The sequence below is a fragment of the Methylobacterium sp. Leaf94 genome (genome assembly GCF_001426045.1).
Taxonomy (GTDB): Bacteria; Pseudomonadota; Alphaproteobacteria; order Rhizobiales; family Beijerinckiaceae; genus Methylobacterium.
Window position 1 is genome coordinate 20,457 of sequence record NZ_LMRM01000007.1, and the last position, 16,289, is coordinate 36,745.

Below are 16,289 nucleotides of genomic sequence, written 5' to 3' on the forward strand. Positions count from 1 at the left end.
GTGTTGACGCAGGGGGCCCGACAGGTTGAAAGCGGACCAACCTCCGCTTTCCCCGATCAGTGACCCGACCCCGCCCATGATGGACAAGACCTTCGATCCCGCCGCCGTCGAGGCGCGCATCGCCGCCGCCTGGGAATCGGGCGAGGCCTTCAAGGCCGGGCGCCCCGAACGGGCCGGGGCGAAGCCCTTCACCATGGTGATCCCGCCGCCGAACGTGACCGGCAGCCTCCATATGGGGCACGCCCTTAACAACACGCTGCAGGACATCCTCTGCCGCTTCGAGCGCATGCGCGGCCGCGACGTGCTCTGGCAGCCGGGCACCGACCATGCCGGCATCGCCACCCAGATGGTGGTGGAGCGCCGCCTCGCCGAGGCGAACGAGCCGGGCCGGCGGGAGATCGGCCGCGCGGCCTTCGTCGAAAAGGTCTGGACCTGGAAGGCGGAATCGGGCGGAGCGATCGTCAACCAGCTAAAGCGCCTGGGCGCTTCCTGCGACTGGTCGCGGGAGCGCTTCACCATGGGCGTCTCGGGGGCGCCGGACGACCAGATGGTCCGTGCCGTCACCCGGACCTTCGTCGACCTCCACGCCCAGGGCCTGATCTACCGCGACAAGCGCCTGGTGAACTGGGATCCGAAGTTCCAGACCGCGATCTCGGACCTCGAGGTCCTGCAGGTGGAGGTGAAGGGCCATCTCTGGCACTTCGACTACCCGGTCGTCGACGCAGGCGGCACCGAGACCGGCGAGATCATCACGGTCGCCACGACCCGGCCCGAGACCATGCTGGGCGACACCGCGGTGGCGGTCCATCCGGAGGACGAGCGCTACACCCATCTGGTCGGCAGGCGCGTGCGCCTGCCCCTGATCGGGCGCCTGATCCCGATCGTCGCGGACAGCTATTCCGACCCGGAGAAGGGCACGGGTGCCGTCAAGATCACGCCCGCCCACGACTTCAACGACTTCGAGGTCGGCCGTCGCGCCGGCTGCACGCCGATCAACATTCTGGATCCGGAAGCCCGCATAAGCCTCGACGGCAATGCGGCTTTCCTGAGCGGTTCGGATCCCGAGCCGGAGGCCCTGGCCCTGCACGGCCTCGACCGATTCGAGGCGCGCAAGCGGGTCGTTGCCTTGATGGAGGCGCGCGAGCGCCTGCGTCTTACCGAACCGAACACCCACGCGGTCCCGCACGGCGACCGCTCGAACGTCGTCATCGAGCCCTACCTCACGGACCAGTGGTACGTGAACGTGAAGCCCCTGGCCGAGCGCGCCCTGCAGGCGGTGCGTGATGGAAAAACCCGTTTCGTGCCCGAGAATTACGAGCGGACCTTCTTCCAGTGGCTCGAGAACATCGAGCCCTGGTGCATCTCGCGCCAGCTCTGGTGGGGCCACCAGATCCCGGTCTGGTACGACGAGGCGGGCGGCATCTACGTCGCCATGAGCGAGGCGGAGGCGCAAACCCAGGCCGATGCGAAGCGCGGGGCGCCCGCGCCCCTGCGTCGGGACGAGGACGTCCTCGACACCTGGTTCTCCTCCGCCCTGTGGCCGTTCTCGACGCTGGGCTGGCCCGACGAGACCCCGGAACTGGCGCGCTACTACCCGACCGACACGCTGGTGACCGGCAAGGATATCATCTTCTTCTGGGTCGCCCGGATGATGATGCTCGGGCTCCACGTCACCGACCGGGTGCCGTTCTCCACCGTCTACCTGCACACGCTGGTGCGCGACGCCTCCGGCGCAAAGATGTCGAAGTCGAAGGGCAACGTCGTCGATCCGCTCGGACTCATCGACCAGTATGGGGCCGACGCCCTGCGCTTCACCCTTGCGGCGATGGCCGCCCAGGGGCGCGACATCAAGCTGGCGGTGAACCGGGTCGAAGGCTACCGCAACTTCGCGACGAAACTCTGGAACGCCTCGCGCTTCGCCGAGATGAACGGCTGCGCCCTGCGGGCCGACTACCGGCCGGAAAACGCTGGCGAGACCCTGAACCGCTGGGCCCTCGGCGAGGCCGCGCGAGCGGTCGCCGAGGTCACGACGGCCCTCGAGGCCTACCGCTTCAACGACGCGGCGGCGGCAGCCTACCGCTTCGTCTGGAACATCTTCTGCGACTGGTACCTGGAACTGGCCAAGCCCGTACTCCAGGGGGAGGGCGTCGCGGCGGCCGCCAAGGCCGAGACGCAGGCCACCGTGGCCTTCCTGATCGACCAGATCGCCAAGCTGCTGCACCCCTTCATGCCCTTCCTCACGGAAGAGCTCTGGGCGATCAAGGGCGCAGACCTGCCGGAGCGGGGCCTGCTCGCCCTTGCGCCCTGGCCGGATCTGGCCGCCCTTAACGACTCGGCCTCGGAGGCCGAGATCGGCTGGCTCGTCGACCTCGTCTCGGAAATTCGCTCGGCCCGCTCCGAGACCAGCGTGCCGGCAGCGGCGCAGATCCCCCTCGTGGTGGTCGGCGTCGATGCGGATCTGCAGGCCCGGGCGACCCGCTGGGGCGACACCCTGGCGCGGCTGGCGCGGCTCTCCGAGATCCGCTTCGAGGCGGCCGCGCCGAAGAACTCGGTGCAGCTCTTGGTGCGCGGCTCGGTGGCGGCCCTGCCGCTGGAGGGCATCGTGGACCTGGCCGCAGAGGTCGCCCGCCTGAAGAAAGAGGCGGCGAAGGCCGGCGCCGAGATCGCCAAGATCGAGGGCAAGCTCGGCAATGCCGACTTCCTCGCCCGCGCGCCCGACGAGGTGGTGGACGAGCAGCGCGAGCGTCGCGATGCAGAGGCCGCCCGCCTGGAGAAGATCACGGAGGCGCTGGCGCGGCTCGCCGCTTGAGCGGGTCGCAAGCCTTCGGCGCGCGACTGGGTCGCGCGTCGTGACGGTCGTCCATACCCTGGCCGAACTCGGCTGGTCCGCCTTCTTCGCGGACCAGTGCCGGCCCGACGAGGCGGCCCTTGTGCCCCAGCGCGTCGCCACCGTGCACCGCGCCCGCATGGGCGCCCTCGCGGAGGCGGGGCCGCTCAAACTCATGCTGCCGGTCCACACCAACACCGGCGACTACGCGGTCGGCGACTGGGTCCTGGTCGAGGCCGGGACGCAGATGCTGCGCCGACGCCTGGACCGCCGCACCGTCCTGGAGCGGCGGCGGGAAGGGAGCGCCGCGCCGCAGCTCGCGGCGGCCAATGTCGACGCGCTCTTCATCGTCACGTCCTGCAATGCGGACTTCAATCCGACGCGGCTGGAGCGCTACCTTGCCCTCGCCAACCAGGGTGGCGCCGAGCCGGTCATCGTCCTGACCAAGGCGGATGTCTGCGAGGATGCGGAGCGCTATCGCCGCGAAGCCGAGGCCCTGCAGCGCGATCTCGCCGTGGTGCTGGTGAACCCCCGCGAAACTGGAGCAGCGGCGCGGCTCGGCCCCTGGTGCGGCCCCGGCCGCACCGTGGCGGTGGTCGGCTCTTCGGGGGTCGGCAAGTCGACCCTCGTGAACACCCTGGCGGGCCCGGGCCACGCGGCGCCACAAGCGACGGGGGGCATTCGGGAGCACGATGCGAAGGGCCGGCACACCACGACGAGCCGCTCGCTCCATGCCATCGCGGGCGGCGGCTGGGTGATCGACACGCCCGGGATCCGCTCGCTCCAGCTCGGAGATGCGGCCGAGGGGATCGACACCCTGTTCGCCGAGATCACCGAGCTGGCTCCCGCGTGCCGCTTCCGCGACTGCACCCATGCCCACGAGCCCGGCTGCGCCGTGCAGGACGCGGTGGCCGAGGGACGCCTCGACCCGGAACGGGTGGCGCGCTGGCGCATCCTGCGGGCCGAGAACCGGGGCAACACGGTGGTGCCCACTGGCCCCCGCGGCAACAAGCGGCGCTGACCGCCGAACCTCAGATCCCGCCGCCCGCGACCTCGCGGGCGACGGCGCGGCGGCCGATATCGCGCCGGCAGAAGCCCTCTGGCCAGTCGATCCGGGCCACCGCCGCGTAGGCGCGTGCCTGCGCCTCCATCATGCTCTCGCCCAGGGCCGTGACGGCGAGCACCCGGCCCCCGTCGGCGAGCAGGCGCCCGCCCTCGGCGCGGGTGCCGGCCTGGAACACCAGGACCTCGTCGCTCACGCCCGCGGCCTCGATCCCGCGGATCTCCGAGCCGCGCAGAACCGCTCCGGGATAGCCGGCCGCCGCCATGACCACCGTGAGCGCGGCACGCCGCTCGTCGAATTCAAGGCTGATCCCGGACACGTCGCCCTCGCAGGCCGCCAGCAACGCCGGTACGAGATCGGAGGCGAGGCGCGGCATCAGCACCTGGGCCTCCGGGTCGCCGAAGCGGGTGTTGTACTCGATCAGCTTCGGCCCGTCGGCAGTGAGCATCAGCCCGGCATAGAGGATGCCGGTGAAGGGGATGCCCCGCGCACGCATGCCGTCGAGCGTCGGAGCGATGATGGTCTCCATCACCTCCCGCTCCAGGGCCGGGGTCAGGATGGTTGCGGGCGAGTAGGCGCCCATGCCGCCCGTATTGGGGCCGCGGTCGCCGTCGAAGACACGCTTGTGGTCCTGGGCCGTGCCCACCGGGACCGCGCGGGTGCCGTCGCACAGGGCGAAGAAGCTCGCCTCCTCGCCGAACAGGCATTCCTCGATGACGATCTCGGCGCCGGGCTCCTCGAACAGGGCCCGCACGGCGCTCTCCGCCTGCTCGCGGGTCTCGGCCACGACCACACCCTTGCCGGCAGCCAGACCGTCGGCCTTCACGACGATGGGGGCGCCCTGCGCGGCGAGGTAGGCCAGGGCCGGCTCGAGAGTTTGGAAGCGCGCGAAGGCGGCGGTGGGGATGCCGACTGCGGCGCACAGGTCCTTGGTGAAGCCCTTGGAGCCCTCGAGCTGGGCGGCGGCCTTCGTCGGGCCGAACACCCGGACGCCCGCAGCCTGCAGGTCGTCGACGAGGCCCGCCACCAGGGGGGCCTCGGGCCCGACCACCACGAGGCCGATGCGTTCGCCCGAACAGAAGGCCCGCACGGCGGCATGGTCGGACACGTCGAGCTCCGGGCGGTTCTCGCCGAAGGCGGCCGTGCCGGGATTGCCCGGTGCGGTGAACAGGCGGGTGCAGAGGGGGCTCTTGGCGAGGGCGAAGGCGAGGGCGTGCTCGCGCCCGCCCGAACCGATGAGGAGGATGTTCATGAGGGGTGATGTTCCCCAAAAGCCGTTCGTTGAAAAGTCCGATTCGCCGTCGACACTCGCGCTGTGCACGGGAAGCGGTCCGCGAACCGGGTTCGGCCTCCGTGTGTTCTCGGACTTTCCGCATGGAACGAACCGCTTCGGACGACGTTGTGAGGATTATGCCAGGCTGTCGCAAATCCGTTCCGTTTTTGGTGGCGCCGACTCCTTCCCGGAGTGTCAGCCTCGCGCATTACGTCACGCACGGACGCGTTCCCGTGCGCGCCTGCAACGACAACGGCAACCTCGACAATCTGCCGATCTGGCGCATGGCCCTGGCGATCTGCGCCGTGCCCGTGGCATCCGTGCTGGTCATCCTCTCCATCCTGATGTGATGCGCCGGGTGTGACTTGGAGCGGCGCGGCCGATCCCTTTACCTGAGGCGACGCCGGCCCTAGCGTCCGCCGCCATGGCCGTTCCTCCTCCGCCCGCCAAAGCCGCCTCCGGATCCGGACCCGTCTCCAACGTGCCGGAATGGTCCGTCGGAGACCTTGCCTCCGCGCTGAAACGGACGCTGGAGGATGCCTTCGGTCACGTCCGCCTGCGCGGGGAGATCTCGGGCTTTCGCGGCCAGCACAGCTCCGGCCACGCCTACTTCTCGCTCAAGGACGGCAGCGCCCGGATCGACGCGGTGGTCTGGAAGGGCACCTTCAACCGCCTGCGCCAGCGGCCTCAGGAAGGGCTCGAAGTGGTCGCCACCGGGCGGATCACGACCTTCCCGGGCAAGTCCTCGTACCAGATCGTCATCGAGACCCTGGAACCCGCCGGCGTCGGGGCTTGGATGGCGCTGTTGGACGAGCGCAAGCGCGTGCTCGCCGCCGAGGGCCTGTTCGCGCCCGAGCGCAAGCGGCCGATCCCGTACCTGCCGCGCGTGGTCGGCGTGGTGACCTCGCCCACCGGCGCCGTCATCCGCGACATCCTGCACCGGCTCGCGGACCGCTTCACCCGGCCGGTCCTGGTCTGGCCCGTGCGGGTTCAGGGGGAGGGGGCGGCCGAGGAGATCGCGGGGGCGATCCGGGGCTTCAATGCGCTGGCGCCCGGCGGCGCGATTCCCCGGCCCGACGTCCTCATCGTGGCGCGGGGTGGCGGTTCGATCGAAGATCTCTGGGCCTTCAACGAGGAATGCGTGGTGCGGGCGGCCGCGGACTCGACGATCCCGCTGATCTCCGCGGTGGGCCATGAGACCGACACCACCCTGATCGACTTCGTCTCCGACCGCCGGGCTCCGACCCCGACGGGGGCCGCCGAGATGGCGGTTCCGGTGCGGGCCGACCTCGTCGCCGCAGTGGTCGATCTCGGACGGCGCCAGCGTGAGGCGGTCCAGCGTCGCCTCGACCGGGAGCGCAGCGACCTGCGCGCCCTGGTGCGGGCGATGCCGGACGTCGACGCCTTCCTGGCGGCCAAGCGCCAGCGCCTCGACCTCGCCGAAGCACGGCTCGGCCCGGCGCTGGCCGGCAACGCCCGGGTGTTCCGGCTGCGCGTCTCGCACCTCGTCGAGCGCTTCGCCCGGCATCCGCCCACCCTGGCCCTCGCCCAGGCGCGGGGACGCGTCGCCCGCATCGGCGACCGTCCCGGCGCGGCCCTGCGCCACGACATGGCGCGCAAGGGGGAGGGGCTGTCCTATCTCGGTCGCCGCCTCGTCATCGCCCGGGCGGGAACGGTGAGCCGCGCGCGGGCGGAGCAGGTCCGCAGCCGCGATCGCCTCGACGCCCTGCAGGCGCGGCTGGTCCGGGCCGGGATCCGCTCGACGGAGCGCCGCGCCGACCGCCTGGCAGGCCTCTCCGGTCTCCTCGGCTCGCTCGGCTACCGGGCCGTCCTGGCCCGCGGCTACGCCCTGGTGCGCGACGCCGACGGGCGGGCGATCCGCGCGGCGGCGCAGGCCGCGCCGCACATGACCCTGGAATTCACAGACGGTTTCGTCGAGGTCGCGCCGCGCGCCGCCGCGGCCCCCGCCGCGGCGGATCCCCCGAAGGCCGCGCGGAAGAAGAGCGCCCCGACCAAGACCGCCCCAACCAAGACCGCCGCGACCAAGGAGGCAACCAAGACCGCCCCGACGACGGCTGCCGGGACGGCGCCGCCGGCGGACGTCCCGGCGCCCCCGGCCCGGCAGGGAAGCCTGTTCGACCTCTGAGGACCGGTTGCCGGGCGGCAACGCCTGTGCACCGTGGCCGGCGGGGAGGGGGCCTGCGTGTTGCGCGGCACGCGGATCGGGTTGACGAACCCGGCGGCGTTTGCGACCGCACCGGCGGCACGCCTCGTGCCTTCCGGGATGGCGCCGGATCCGGGCGGAAGGAGATGCGGGAATGACGACGACGATCGACAGCGCACAGAGACTGCATCTCGTCTTCGGGGGCGAATTGGAGAGTCTCGACGGCGTGAATTTCCGCGACGTCAAGGATCTCGACATCGTCGGCATCTTTCCGGACTACGCCTCGGCCCAGACCGCCTGGAAGGCCAAGGCACAGTCGACGGTTGACAGCGCCCAGACGCGCTACTTCATCGTGCATCTGCACCGGCTGCTCGAGCCCTGATGTGCGAAACCTGACTTCGGAACGGACGTGAAGGCATTGTGACGCCGGGGTTGCGGCTGTTATGCAGCGCCGCAACGATGGCCTCAACCTCGGCACGGGCTCGGCCCTCCAGGATCGCGAGATGAAGACCCCGGCATGAAGTCCTCGATCAAGATCATCGCCGGCAACGCGAGCCGCCCCCTGGCCGAGGCCATCGCGGCCTACCTCGAATTGCCCTTGGCCAAGTGCATGGTGCGGCGCTTCGCCGACATGGAGATCTTCGTCGAACTCCAGGAGAACGTGCGCGGCGAGGACGTGTTCATCGTCCAGTCGACCTCGTTCCCGGCCAACGATCACCTGATGGAACTGCTCATCATGATCGACGCCGCGCGCCGCTCCTCGGCGCGGCGCATCACCGCCGTGATCCCGTATTTCGGCTATGCCCGCCAGGACCGGCGCACCTCGGGCCGCACCCCGATCTCCGCCAAGCTCGTGGCCAACCTCATCACCGAGGCCGGGGCCGACCGCGTGATGACCCTCGATCTCCATGCCGGGCAGATCCAGGGCTTCTTCGACATCCCGACCGACAACCTGTTCGCCGCCCCCGTGATGGTGCGCGACATCAAGGAGCGCCTCGACCCCCGGGACTGGATGGTGGTCTCGCCGGATGTCGGCGGCGTCGTCCGCGCCCGTGCCATCGCCAAGCGCATCGACGCGACCCTGGCCATCGTCGACAAGCGCCGCGAGCGTCCGGGCGAGTCCGAGGTGATGAACATCATCGGCGAGGTCGAGGGACGCTCCTGCATCCTTGTCGACGACATCGTGGATTCCGGCGGCACCCTGGTGAACGCCGCCGAGGCCCTCCTGAACGCCGGCGCCAAGGACGTCTCCGCCTACATCACGCACGGGGTGCTCTCGGGCGGCGCGGTCTCCCGCATCGCCGCCTCGCGGATGAAGGAGCTCGTCATCACCGACTCGATCCAGCCGACCCAGGCGGTCAAGCTCGCCCGCAACATCCGGGTCGCCACCATCGCGCCGCTCCTGGGCGAGGCCATCGGCCGGACGGCGACGGAATCCAGCGTGTCGAGCCTCTTCACCTGACGCGCGCGTCCCGGATGTCCGGGACCAGCGGATCGCAATTGCGCTGACCCCATCGGAACCTGTATAGACGGCGCTTCCCTATTGCAGCGTTGAGACGGGATGCTGCCGGCCAGTCGAGGCCGGAGCGAGCGACGCCCTGTCGGCGGCGCCCCGGACCCGTCCCGCACGAACCAGTTGGAGTAGCCCGATGTCGCAAGGCCCGCTGATGCCGAAGGCCACCGCCGTATGGCTGGTGGAGAACACCTCGCTGGCCTTCGAGCAGATCGCCGATTTCTGCAAGCTGCACCCCCTCGAGGTAAAGGGGATCGCCGACGGCGAGGTCGCCGCGGGCATCAAGGGCCTCGATCCGATCACCACCGGCCAGCTCACCCGCGACGAGATCGAGAAGGCGCAGAAGAGCCCCAACTACAAGCTCAAGGTCGCGGTCTCGAAGGTGAAGCTGCCCGAGGTCAAGCGCACCACCAAGGGACCGCGCTACACGCCCCTCTCCCGCCGCCAGGACCGGCCGAACGCCATCCTCTGGCTGCTGCGCAACCACCCCGAGCTCAAGGACGCGCAGATCATCCGCCTCGTCGGCACCACCAAGTCGACGATCCAGCAGATCCGCGAGCGCACCCACTGGAATTCCGGCTCCCTTCAGCCGATGGATCCGGTGACCCTCGGCCTCTGCACCCAGATCGACCTCGATTTCGAGGTTCAGCGCTCGGCCAAGGACCGTCCGGCCAACATGCCGGTGGATGGCGGCGCGACGCTGCTGCCGACCGAGGTGTCGACGGCCACGGACTACACCGAGGCCGACGCGCATCACCGCAGCGCCCGCGACGAGAAGCTCAACGCCGATTCGGTGTTCGCGAAGCTCAAGGGCATGCGCAGCACAGAGGACGACGACGAGGACTGAGGCGCCCCGCACGCGCCGCGCCGACCGATCCCCGTGGCCCCGCCGCGGGGATTTTTCGTTTCCGGGCTCCGGGGCGGAGGGCCGGCAGCCAGTTGCCGGATGGTCGGCAATCCGCTATGCAACCGGCGTTCTCCGAATGGATTCCACGAGGCTCGGCCGTCCCGCCGGGCCACGCTCCGTTTGGAGGATCGCTCTCGACCATCGTTTGAGAATGCGTCGGCCCTCCTCCGGGAGGTTGAGCCCGTCGGGTCCGTGACCCCGGGTGGCGACGTCGAGGGTGTCCCGTCACACGAGCCGCCGATGCCGGCCTCCCGATGAGGCCTGTCAGGAGACAGAATGACCGCTGGTAACGCCCTGCAGCGTAGCCCGAGCCGCGACGATTTCGCCGCTCTTCTCGAGGAGTCCTTCCTCGAACACGAGATCACCGAAGGGTCCGTCGTCAAGGGTCGCGTCGTCGCGATCGAGAAGGACGTGGCCGTCATCGACATCGGCGCCAAGACGGAAGGCCGTGTCGCCCTCAAGGAATTCAACGGCCCCGGCCGCGAAGGCGAACTCGCCGTCGGCGACGAGGTCGAGGTCTATGTCGACCGCATCGAGAATGCCCTCGGCGAGGCCGTCATCTCGCGCGACAAGGCGCGCCGCGAGGAGAGCTGGGTCAAGCTCGAGAAGGCCTTCGAGGCCAACGAGCGCGTCACCGGCGCGATCTTCAACCAGGTCAAGGGCGGCTACACCGTCGATCTCGACGGCGCCGTGGCGTTCCTGCCGCGCTCCCAGGTCGACATCCGCCCCGTGCGCGACGTCACCCCGCTGCTGGGCACCCCGCAGCCGTTCCAGATCCTCAAGATGGATCGCCGCCGCGGCAACATCGTCGTGTCGCGCCGCACCGTCCTCGAGGAGAGCCGCGCCGAGCAGCGCTCCGAGCTGGTGGCCAACCTCGAGGAAGGCCAGGTCATCGACGGCGTCGTCAAGAACATCACCGAGTACGGCGCCTTCGTCGATCTCGGCGGCATCGACGGCCTGCTCCACGTCACCGACATGGCGTGGCGCCGCGTGAACCACCCGTCCGAGGTCGTGACCATCGGCCAGACGGTCAAGGTCAAGATCATCAAGATCAACCACGAGACCCACCGCATCTCGCTCGGCATCAAGCAGCTGCTGGCCGATCCGTGGGAGGGCATCGCCCAGCGCTACCCGGTCGACGCCAAGCTCAAGGGCCGCGTGACCAACATCACCGACTACGGCGCCTTCGTGGAGCTGGAGCCGGGCATCGAAGGCCTGATCCACGTCTCCGAGATGTCCTGGACGAAGAAGAACGTCCACCCGGGCAAGATCGTCTCCACCTCGCAGGAAGTGGAAGTGCAGATCCTCGAGGTCGATCCGGTCAAGCGCCGCATCTCGCTCGGCCTCAAGCAGACCCTCCAGAACCCCTGGGAGGCCTTCGCCGAGCAGCATCCGGTGGGCTCCGAGGTCGAGGGCGAGGTCAAGAACAAGACCGAGTTCGGCCTGTTCATCGGCCTCGACGGCGATGTCGACGGCATGGTCCACCTGTCGGATCTCGACTGGAACCGTCCCGGCGAGCAGGTCATCGAGGAGTTCAAGAAGGGCGACATGCTGCGCGCCCAGGTTCTCGACGTCGACGTCGAGAAGGAGCGCATCTCGCTCGGCGTGAAGCAGCTCGGCGGCGACCCCTTCACGGAAGCCGGTGACCTCAAGAAGGGTCAGATCGTGACCTGCGAAGTGGTGGACGTGAAGGATTCGGGCGTCGACGTGAAGATCGTCGACACCGACCTGACGACCTTCATCCGCCGGGCCGAGCTCGCCCGCGACCGTGGCGACCAGCGCCCCGAGCGCTTCGCCGCCGGCGAGAAGTTCGACGCCCGCGTGATCCAGTTCGACCGCAAGGCGCGCCGGGTCCAGCTCTCGATCAAGGCCCTCGAGATGGCCGAAGAGAAGGAGGCGATGGCCCAGTTCGGTTCGACCGATTCGGGTGCCTCGCTCGGCGAGATCCTCGGCGCCGCCTTCAAGAAGGCCCGCACCAGCGACGACAAGGACGAGTCGCAGGACTGATCCGTCCCGCGTCTCCCCCGGTCCCTTGGGACCGGGGATCCTCGCAGACTCCATCGACGCCCGCGCGGGATCGCCTCCCGCGCGGGCGTTTTTTCGTGCGCGGACCCCGTTCCCCCGGAGTCGCGCGGAGCCGCCGCCAGCCCCTTGTCGGTCCGTGTCCGGCAAGGCTAGAACACGAGCCCGTGACGGATCGGGCGCGGCCTTACGCCGGAGGACGCGTGAGGCATCCAGGGCCGGGATGTGTCGAAGCCGATCGCTGCCAAAGGCCGATAGCTGCCAAAGGCTTGATGCAAATCGGCGGGGAGTGTGGGACAAGGTTCGGCGCGCAGGCGGAGGCCGGCGCGTACCGGCCGAGCGTTCGGACCTCGGCGCCGGGAAACCCGGCGTCCAGACCCTGGCGTCCGGAAACATCAGCCGGCCGAGCCGGCACGTGAGGGAGCGTAACCAGCGCATGGCCGCGGATGCCGAACTTCTGATCGATCGCCGGCGCCTGCGCCGCAAGCTCTCCCTCTGGCGCGTCCTCGGGATCGGCGGTCTCGTGGTCGCGGTCGGCGCGGTCGGCCTGCGGGTCCGCAGCGGCGGCGAGGCCCTGGGCCTCGGCAGCGTCCGTCCGCAGATCGCCCGGATCTCGGTGGGCGGCTTCATCGCCGGCAGCGAATCCACCACCAAGCTGATCGCGCGCGTCCGCGACGCGAGCGCCGTTCAGGGCGTCGTGGTGTCGATCTCCTCGCCGGGCGGCACCACCACGGGCTCCGAGGAACTCTACCGCAACCTGCGGGCGCTCGCCGAGAAGAAGCCCATGGTGGCCTTCGTCGACGGCACCGCCGCCTCCGGTGCCTACATCGCGGCCATCGCCGCCGACCACATCGTCGCCCGCGAGACCGCGCTGGTCGGCTCCATCGGCGTCCTGTTCCAGTATCCGGACCTGTCGGGCCTCCTCGACAAGGTCGGGGTCAAGGTCGAATCCGTGAAGTCGGCCCCCCTCAAGGCCGAACCGTCGGGTTTCACGCCCACCTCGCCCGAGGCCCGCGCCGCCCTCGCGGCGGTCGTCGGCGACACCTATGCGTGGTTCAAGGGGCTCGTGGCCGACCGGCGCAAGATGACCGAGAAGGAACTCGCCACCGTCTCCGACGGCCGGGTGTTCAGCGGCCGCCAGAGCGTGCCCCTGAAGCTCGTCGACGGTCTCGGCGGCGAACGGCAGGCCATCGCCTGGCTCGAATCCGAGCGCGGCGTGGCCAAGGACCTGCCGGTGCTGGACTGGAAGCCGACGGCCAAGAGCGATTTTCGCCTGTGGTCCGCCCTCGGCCTCGGGGCCGACCTCGTCGGGCTCGACGGCGTCGCGGCGCGTCTGCGCCAGGTCGGCGACGAGACGGCGGGATTGGCCCAGGGCGGACTCCTGGTCCTCTGGCGGCCCGGGCCCGCGGACGCCGCCCGCTGAGGGTTCGCGCCACCCCATTCGTGCATGACTTCGTGAAGGCCCTCGCATGATCAAGTCGGAGCTCGTGCTCAAGATCGCCGAGCAGAACCCGCATCTCTACCAGCGGGATGTCGAGACCCTGGTGAACGCGATCCTGGACACCATCGCGGATGCCCTGGCCCGCGGCGACCGGGTCGAGCTGCGCGGCTTCGGGGCCTTCTCGGTGAAGCGCCGCGATGCGCGGCGCGGGCGCAACCCGCGGACGGGTGCGGCCGTTGCCGTCTCGGAAAAGGCCATCCCCGTGTTCAAGACGGGCAAGGAGATGCGCCTGCGCCTCAACGAGGCCGGCATCGGGGACGGCGCGGCCGCCGCGTCCTGATCCGCCCCGTCCCCAACGCTCGGAGTTCCTCTCGATGATCCGCTTCCTCAAGGGCTTGGTGCTGCTTCCCGTGGCGATCCTGGTGGTCGCCTTCGCGGTGGCCAACCGCGACGTGGTGCGGGTGTCCTTCGATCCCGTCTCGCCCGACATGCCGGTGTTCAGCGCGGCGCTGCCGCTCTACCTGCTGCTGTTCATCGCGGTGGCGATCGGCGTCCTTCTGGGCGGCTGCGGCGCCTGGCTCGGGCAGGCGGGCACCCGCCGCACCAGCGCCGCGCGCCGCCGCGAGATCCGCCGCCTGGAGAGCGAGACCGCCCGCCTGAAGACCTACGCGCCGGCGCCGACCAACGAGGGTCCGAACGGCATCTACCGCAACGCCCCCGACCGCGTCGCCCTGCCGGCGCCGCACTGAGGCCGGCGGCACGCCCCGAGCCGCGGCACCCATGGCGACCATCGCGATCAAGATCTGTGGGCTGAGTACGGCGGCGACCCTCGACGCCGCCCTGGAGGCCGGCGCCGATCTCGTCGGGTTCGTGCATTTCCCCAAGAGCCCCCGGCACGTGGACCTGGAGACCGGCCGTGCCCTCTCGGCGCGCGCGAAGGGCCGGACCGAGCGGGTGGTGCTCCTCGTCGACCCGGACGACGCTGCTTTGGCGGCCGCCGTCGCGGCCCTCGACCCCGAGTGGATCCAGCTCCACGGGCACGAGACGCCGGAGCGCGTCGCGGCCATCCGCGCCGTGACCGGTCGCCGGGTGATGAAGGCCGTCGGCGTCGCCACCTCGGCGGATCTCGACGCGGTCCCCCTGTATACGGGGGTGGCCGACCGCATCCTCCTCGACGCGAAGGCGCCCCCGGAGGCCCTGCTGCCCGGCGGCAACGGCCATGCCTTCGACTGGAATCTCCTCGACGGCGCGGTCCTGCCGGCGGATTACATGCTCTCGGGCGGCCTCACCCCCGGCACCGTGGCGGCGGCGCTCGCCCGCACCGGCGCGCGCGCCGTCGACGTGTCCTCGGGCGTCGAGACCCGGCCGGGCGAGAAGTCGCCGGACCGGATCGCCGCCTTCATCGCGGCGGCCCGGGGCTGAGGGGGCAGGGGGCTCCCGGCCGGGGACCCCTCGCTTTCCGCGCCCAAAGGCCTGGATTTCGCGATTCGACGCGTTGGCCGCATTGTCGCCGCCCCCCGCGCGGGTCTAGGCCTATCGACAAACGCAGAGCTGACAAGGACCATGCCCGTGACCATCGCTCCCCCTCCGAACTCGTTCCGCAACGGCCCGGACGAGCGCGGCCGCTTCGGCATCTTCGGCGGACGCTTCGTGGCCGAGACGCTGATGCCGCTGATCCTCGACCTGGAGGCCGCCTACACGGCCGCGAAGGCCGATCCGGCCTTTCAGGCGGAGATGAACAGCCACCTGACCCACTATGTCGGCCGGCCGAGCCCGCTCTACTACGCCGAGCGCCTGACGGAGCACCTGCGCGCGCAGGCCGCCCCGGGGCAGGGCGCGAAGATCTTCTTCAAGCGCGACGAGCTGAACCACACCGGCTCGCACAAGGTGAACAACGTGCTCGGCCAGATCATGCTGGCCCGCCGCATGGGCAAGCCGCGCATCATCGCCGAGACCGGCGCCGGCCAGCACGGCGTCGCCACCGCCACCCTCTGCGCCCGCTTCGGCCTGAAATGCGTGGTCTACATGGGCGCCGTCGACGTGGCGCGGCAGGCGCCCAACGTGTTCCGCATGAAGATGCTGGGCGCCGAGGTGGTGCCGGTGCAGTCCGGCACCAAGACCCTCAAGGACGCGATGAACGAGGCCCTGCGCGACTGGGTCACCAACGTCGCCGACACCTTCTACTGCATCGGCACGGTGGCGGGCCCGCACCCCTACCCGGCGATGGTGCGCGACTTCCAGTCGATCATCGGCCGCGAGACGAAGCAGCAGATGCTCGAGATGGAGGGCCGCCTGCCGGATTCCCTCGTCGCCTGCATCGGCGGCGGGTCCAACGCCATGGGCCTGTTCCATCCCTTCCTCGACGATCCCGAGGTCGCGATGTACGGCGTCGAGGCGGCGGGACACGGCATCTCCAGCGGCCTGCACGCGGCCTCGCTGTCGGGCGGCAAACCCGGCGTACTGCACGGCAACCGCACCTACCTGCTGCAGGACGCCGACGGCCAGATCGCGGACGCGCACTCGATCTCGGCCGGCCTCGACTATCCGGGCATCGGCCCCGAGCACGCCTGGCTGCACGAGGCCGGCCGCGTCACCTACCTCTCGGCGACGGATCAGGAGGCGCTCGACGCCTTCAAGCAGTGCTCGATGCTGGAAGGCATCATCCCGGCCCTGGAGCCGGCCCACGCCCTCGCCAAGGTTGGGGAGCTGGCCCCGCAGAAGCCCCAGGATCACCTCCTCGTCGTCAACCTGTGCGGACGTGGCGACAAGGACATCCCCCAGGTCGCCGAGATCCTCGGCACCCGGCTCTGACCTTCACGCGGGGCCGGCCATTTTCCCCGGTCCGACCCCGTTGACACGTCACGGCGGGGTTCCCTATACCGCCGATCTCATCGCGGCCACGATCTTCGGCGGCCGCGGTCTGGCGGGGTAGCTCAGCTGGTTAGAGCAGAGGAATCATAATCCTTGTGTCGGGGGTTCAAATCCCTCCCTCGCTACCAATTTTCCCCAGTCGCTAGAGCGACTTAGCCTCCGAGCCCTGGACATCGTGTCCGGGGCTTTTTGGTTCTCGGGCTTCTCT

Annotated in this window: 13 protein-coding genes and 1 tRNA gene; 13 read left to right on the forward strand and 1 reads right to left on the reverse strand. The window is 70.2% G+C overall.

Annotated features, from left to right (window positions below):
• Positions 1–76 precede the first annotated feature (76 nt).
• Both ASG63_RS05610 and rsgA read left to right on the forward strand, forming a co-directional pair.
• Positions 77–2,809, forward strand: coding sequence for a valine--tRNA ligase (locus ASG63_RS05610; RefSeq protein ID WP_056212931.1), 2,733 nt, complete (start codon positions 77–79; stop codon positions 2,807–2,809).
• A gap of 40 nt (positions 2,810–2,849) precedes the next feature.
• Complete coding sequence (rsgA, locus tag ASG63_RS05615; protein WP_056212933.1) at positions 2,850–3,848, forward strand: ribosome small subunit-dependent GTPase A; 999 nt, start codon at positions 2,850–2,852, stop codon at positions 3,846–3,848.
• Between the two features lie 10 nt (positions 3,849–3,858).
• Here rsgA and purD read toward each other — a convergent pair whose 3' ends face one another.
• Complete coding sequence (purD, locus tag ASG63_RS05620) at positions 3,859–5,142, reverse strand: phosphoribosylamine--glycine ligase (protein ID WP_056212935.1); 1,284 nt, start codon at positions 5,140–5,142, stop codon at positions 3,859–3,861.
• Positions 5,143–5,587: 445 nt separating this feature from the next.
• On the opposite strand from purD, the gene xseA reads away from it, so the two are divergent.
• The 11 genes from xseA to ASG63_RS05675 all read left to right on the forward strand — a co-directional run bounded on the left by xseA (position 5,588) and on the right by ASG63_RS05675 (position 16,209).
• Positions 5,588–7,309, forward strand: a complete 1,722-nt coding sequence (xseA, locus tag ASG63_RS05625) for an exodeoxyribonuclease VII large subunit (RefSeq protein ID WP_056212937.1) — start codon at positions 5,588–5,590, stop codon at positions 7,307–7,309.
• A gap of 172 nt (positions 7,310–7,481) precedes the next feature.
• The gene (locus ASG63_RS05630) at positions 7,482–7,709 is read left to right on the forward strand and encodes a DUF4170 domain-containing protein (protein ID WP_056212940.1); all 228 of its coding nucleotides are present in this window, start codon (positions 7,482–7,484) and stop codon (positions 7,707–7,709) included.
• A 135-nt stretch (positions 7,710–7,844) separates the two neighbouring features.
• Positions 7,845–8,789, forward strand: coding sequence for a ribose-phosphate pyrophosphokinase (locus ASG63_RS05635; protein WP_055959118.1), 945 nt, complete (start codon positions 7,845–7,847; stop codon positions 8,787–8,789).
• Positions 8,790–8,976: 187 nt separating this feature from the next.
• Positions 8,977–9,687, forward strand: coding sequence for a DUF1013 domain-containing protein (locus ASG63_RS05640; RefSeq protein ID WP_056212942.1), 711 nt, complete (start codon positions 8,977–8,979; stop codon positions 9,685–9,687).
• Positions 9,688–10,023: 336 nt separating this feature from the next.
• Positions 10,024–11,754, forward strand: a complete 1,731-nt coding sequence (gene rpsA, locus ASG63_RS05645) for a 30S ribosomal protein S1 (protein ID WP_056212944.1) — start codon at positions 10,024–10,026, stop codon at positions 11,752–11,754.
• A gap of 451 nt (positions 11,755–12,205) precedes the next feature.
• Entirely contained in the window at positions 12,206–13,192 is a 987-nt protein-coding gene (gene sppA, locus ASG63_RS05650) for a signal peptide peptidase SppA (protein ID WP_056212946.1), read from the forward strand.
• Between the two features lie 46 nt (positions 13,193–13,238).
• A complete protein-coding gene (gene ihfB / locus ASG63_RS05655; RefSeq protein ID WP_056212948.1) occupies positions 13,239–13,550 on the forward strand; it encodes an integration host factor subunit beta in 312 nt (103 codons plus the stop codon).
• A gap of 34 nt (positions 13,551–13,584) precedes the next feature.
• A complete protein-coding gene (locus ASG63_RS05660; RefSeq protein WP_056212950.1) occupies positions 13,585–13,959 on the forward strand; it encodes a lipopolysaccharide assembly protein LapA domain-containing protein in 375 nt (124 codons plus the stop codon).
• A 31-nt stretch (positions 13,960–13,990) separates the two neighbouring features.
• Positions 13,991–14,632 carry a phosphoribosylanthranilate isomerase gene (locus tag ASG63_RS05665; RefSeq protein WP_056212951.1) on the forward strand — a complete coding sequence of 214 codons (642 nt, stop codon included), beginning with the start codon at positions 13,991–13,993 and terminating at the stop codon, positions 14,630–14,632.
• A gap of 147 nt (positions 14,633–14,779) precedes the next feature.
• Entirely contained in the window at positions 14,780–16,021 is a 1,242-nt protein-coding gene (gene trpB, locus ASG63_RS05670) for a tryptophan synthase subunit beta (RefSeq protein WP_056213099.1), read from the forward strand.
• 111 nt (positions 16,022–16,132) lie between these two features.
• Positions 16,133–16,209 (forward strand) — tRNA-Met (locus tag ASG63_RS05675).
• Positions 16,210–16,289: the final 80 nt, after the last annotated feature.

Bases quoted from the DNA above. Each gene is read 5' to 3' on its own strand.
- ASG63_RS05610 (WP_056212931.1), top strand. From the start codon at position 77: ATGATGGACAAGACCTTCGATCCCGCCGCCGTCGAGGCGCGCATCGCC.
- purD (WP_056212935.1), bottom strand. From the start codon at position 5,142: ATGAACATCCTCCTCATCGGTTCGGGCGGGCGCGAGCACGCCCTCGCC.
- xseA (WP_056212937.1), top strand. From the start codon at position 5,588: ATGGCCGTTCCTCCTCCGCCCGCCAAAGCCGCCTCCGGATCCGGACCC.
- ASG63_RS05630 (WP_056212940.1), top strand. From the start codon at position 7,482: ATGACGACGACGATCGACAGCGCACAGAGACTGCATCTCGTCTTCGGG.
- ASG63_RS05635 (WP_055959118.1), top strand. From the start codon at position 7,845: ATGAAGTCCTCGATCAAGATCATCGCCGGCAACGCGAGCCGCCCCCTG.
- ASG63_RS05640 (WP_056212942.1), top strand. From the start codon at position 8,977: ATGTCGCAAGGCCCGCTGATGCCGAAGGCCACCGCCGTATGGCTGGTG.
- rpsA (WP_056212944.1), top strand. From the start codon at position 10,024: ATGACCGCTGGTAACGCCCTGCAGCGTAGCCCGAGCCGCGACGATTTC.
- sppA (WP_056212946.1), top strand. From the start codon at position 12,206: ATGGCCGCGGATGCCGAACTTCTGATCGATCGCCGGCGCCTGCGCCGC.
- ihfB (WP_056212948.1), top strand. From the start codon at position 13,239: ATGATCAAGTCGGAGCTCGTGCTCAAGATCGCCGAGCAGAACCCGCAT.
- ASG63_RS05660 (WP_056212950.1), top strand. From the start codon at position 13,585: ATGATCCGCTTCCTCAAGGGCTTGGTGCTGCTTCCCGTGGCGATCCTG.
- ASG63_RS05665 (WP_056212951.1), top strand. From the start codon at position 13,991: ATGGCGACCATCGCGATCAAGATCTGTGGGCTGAGTACGGCGGCGACC.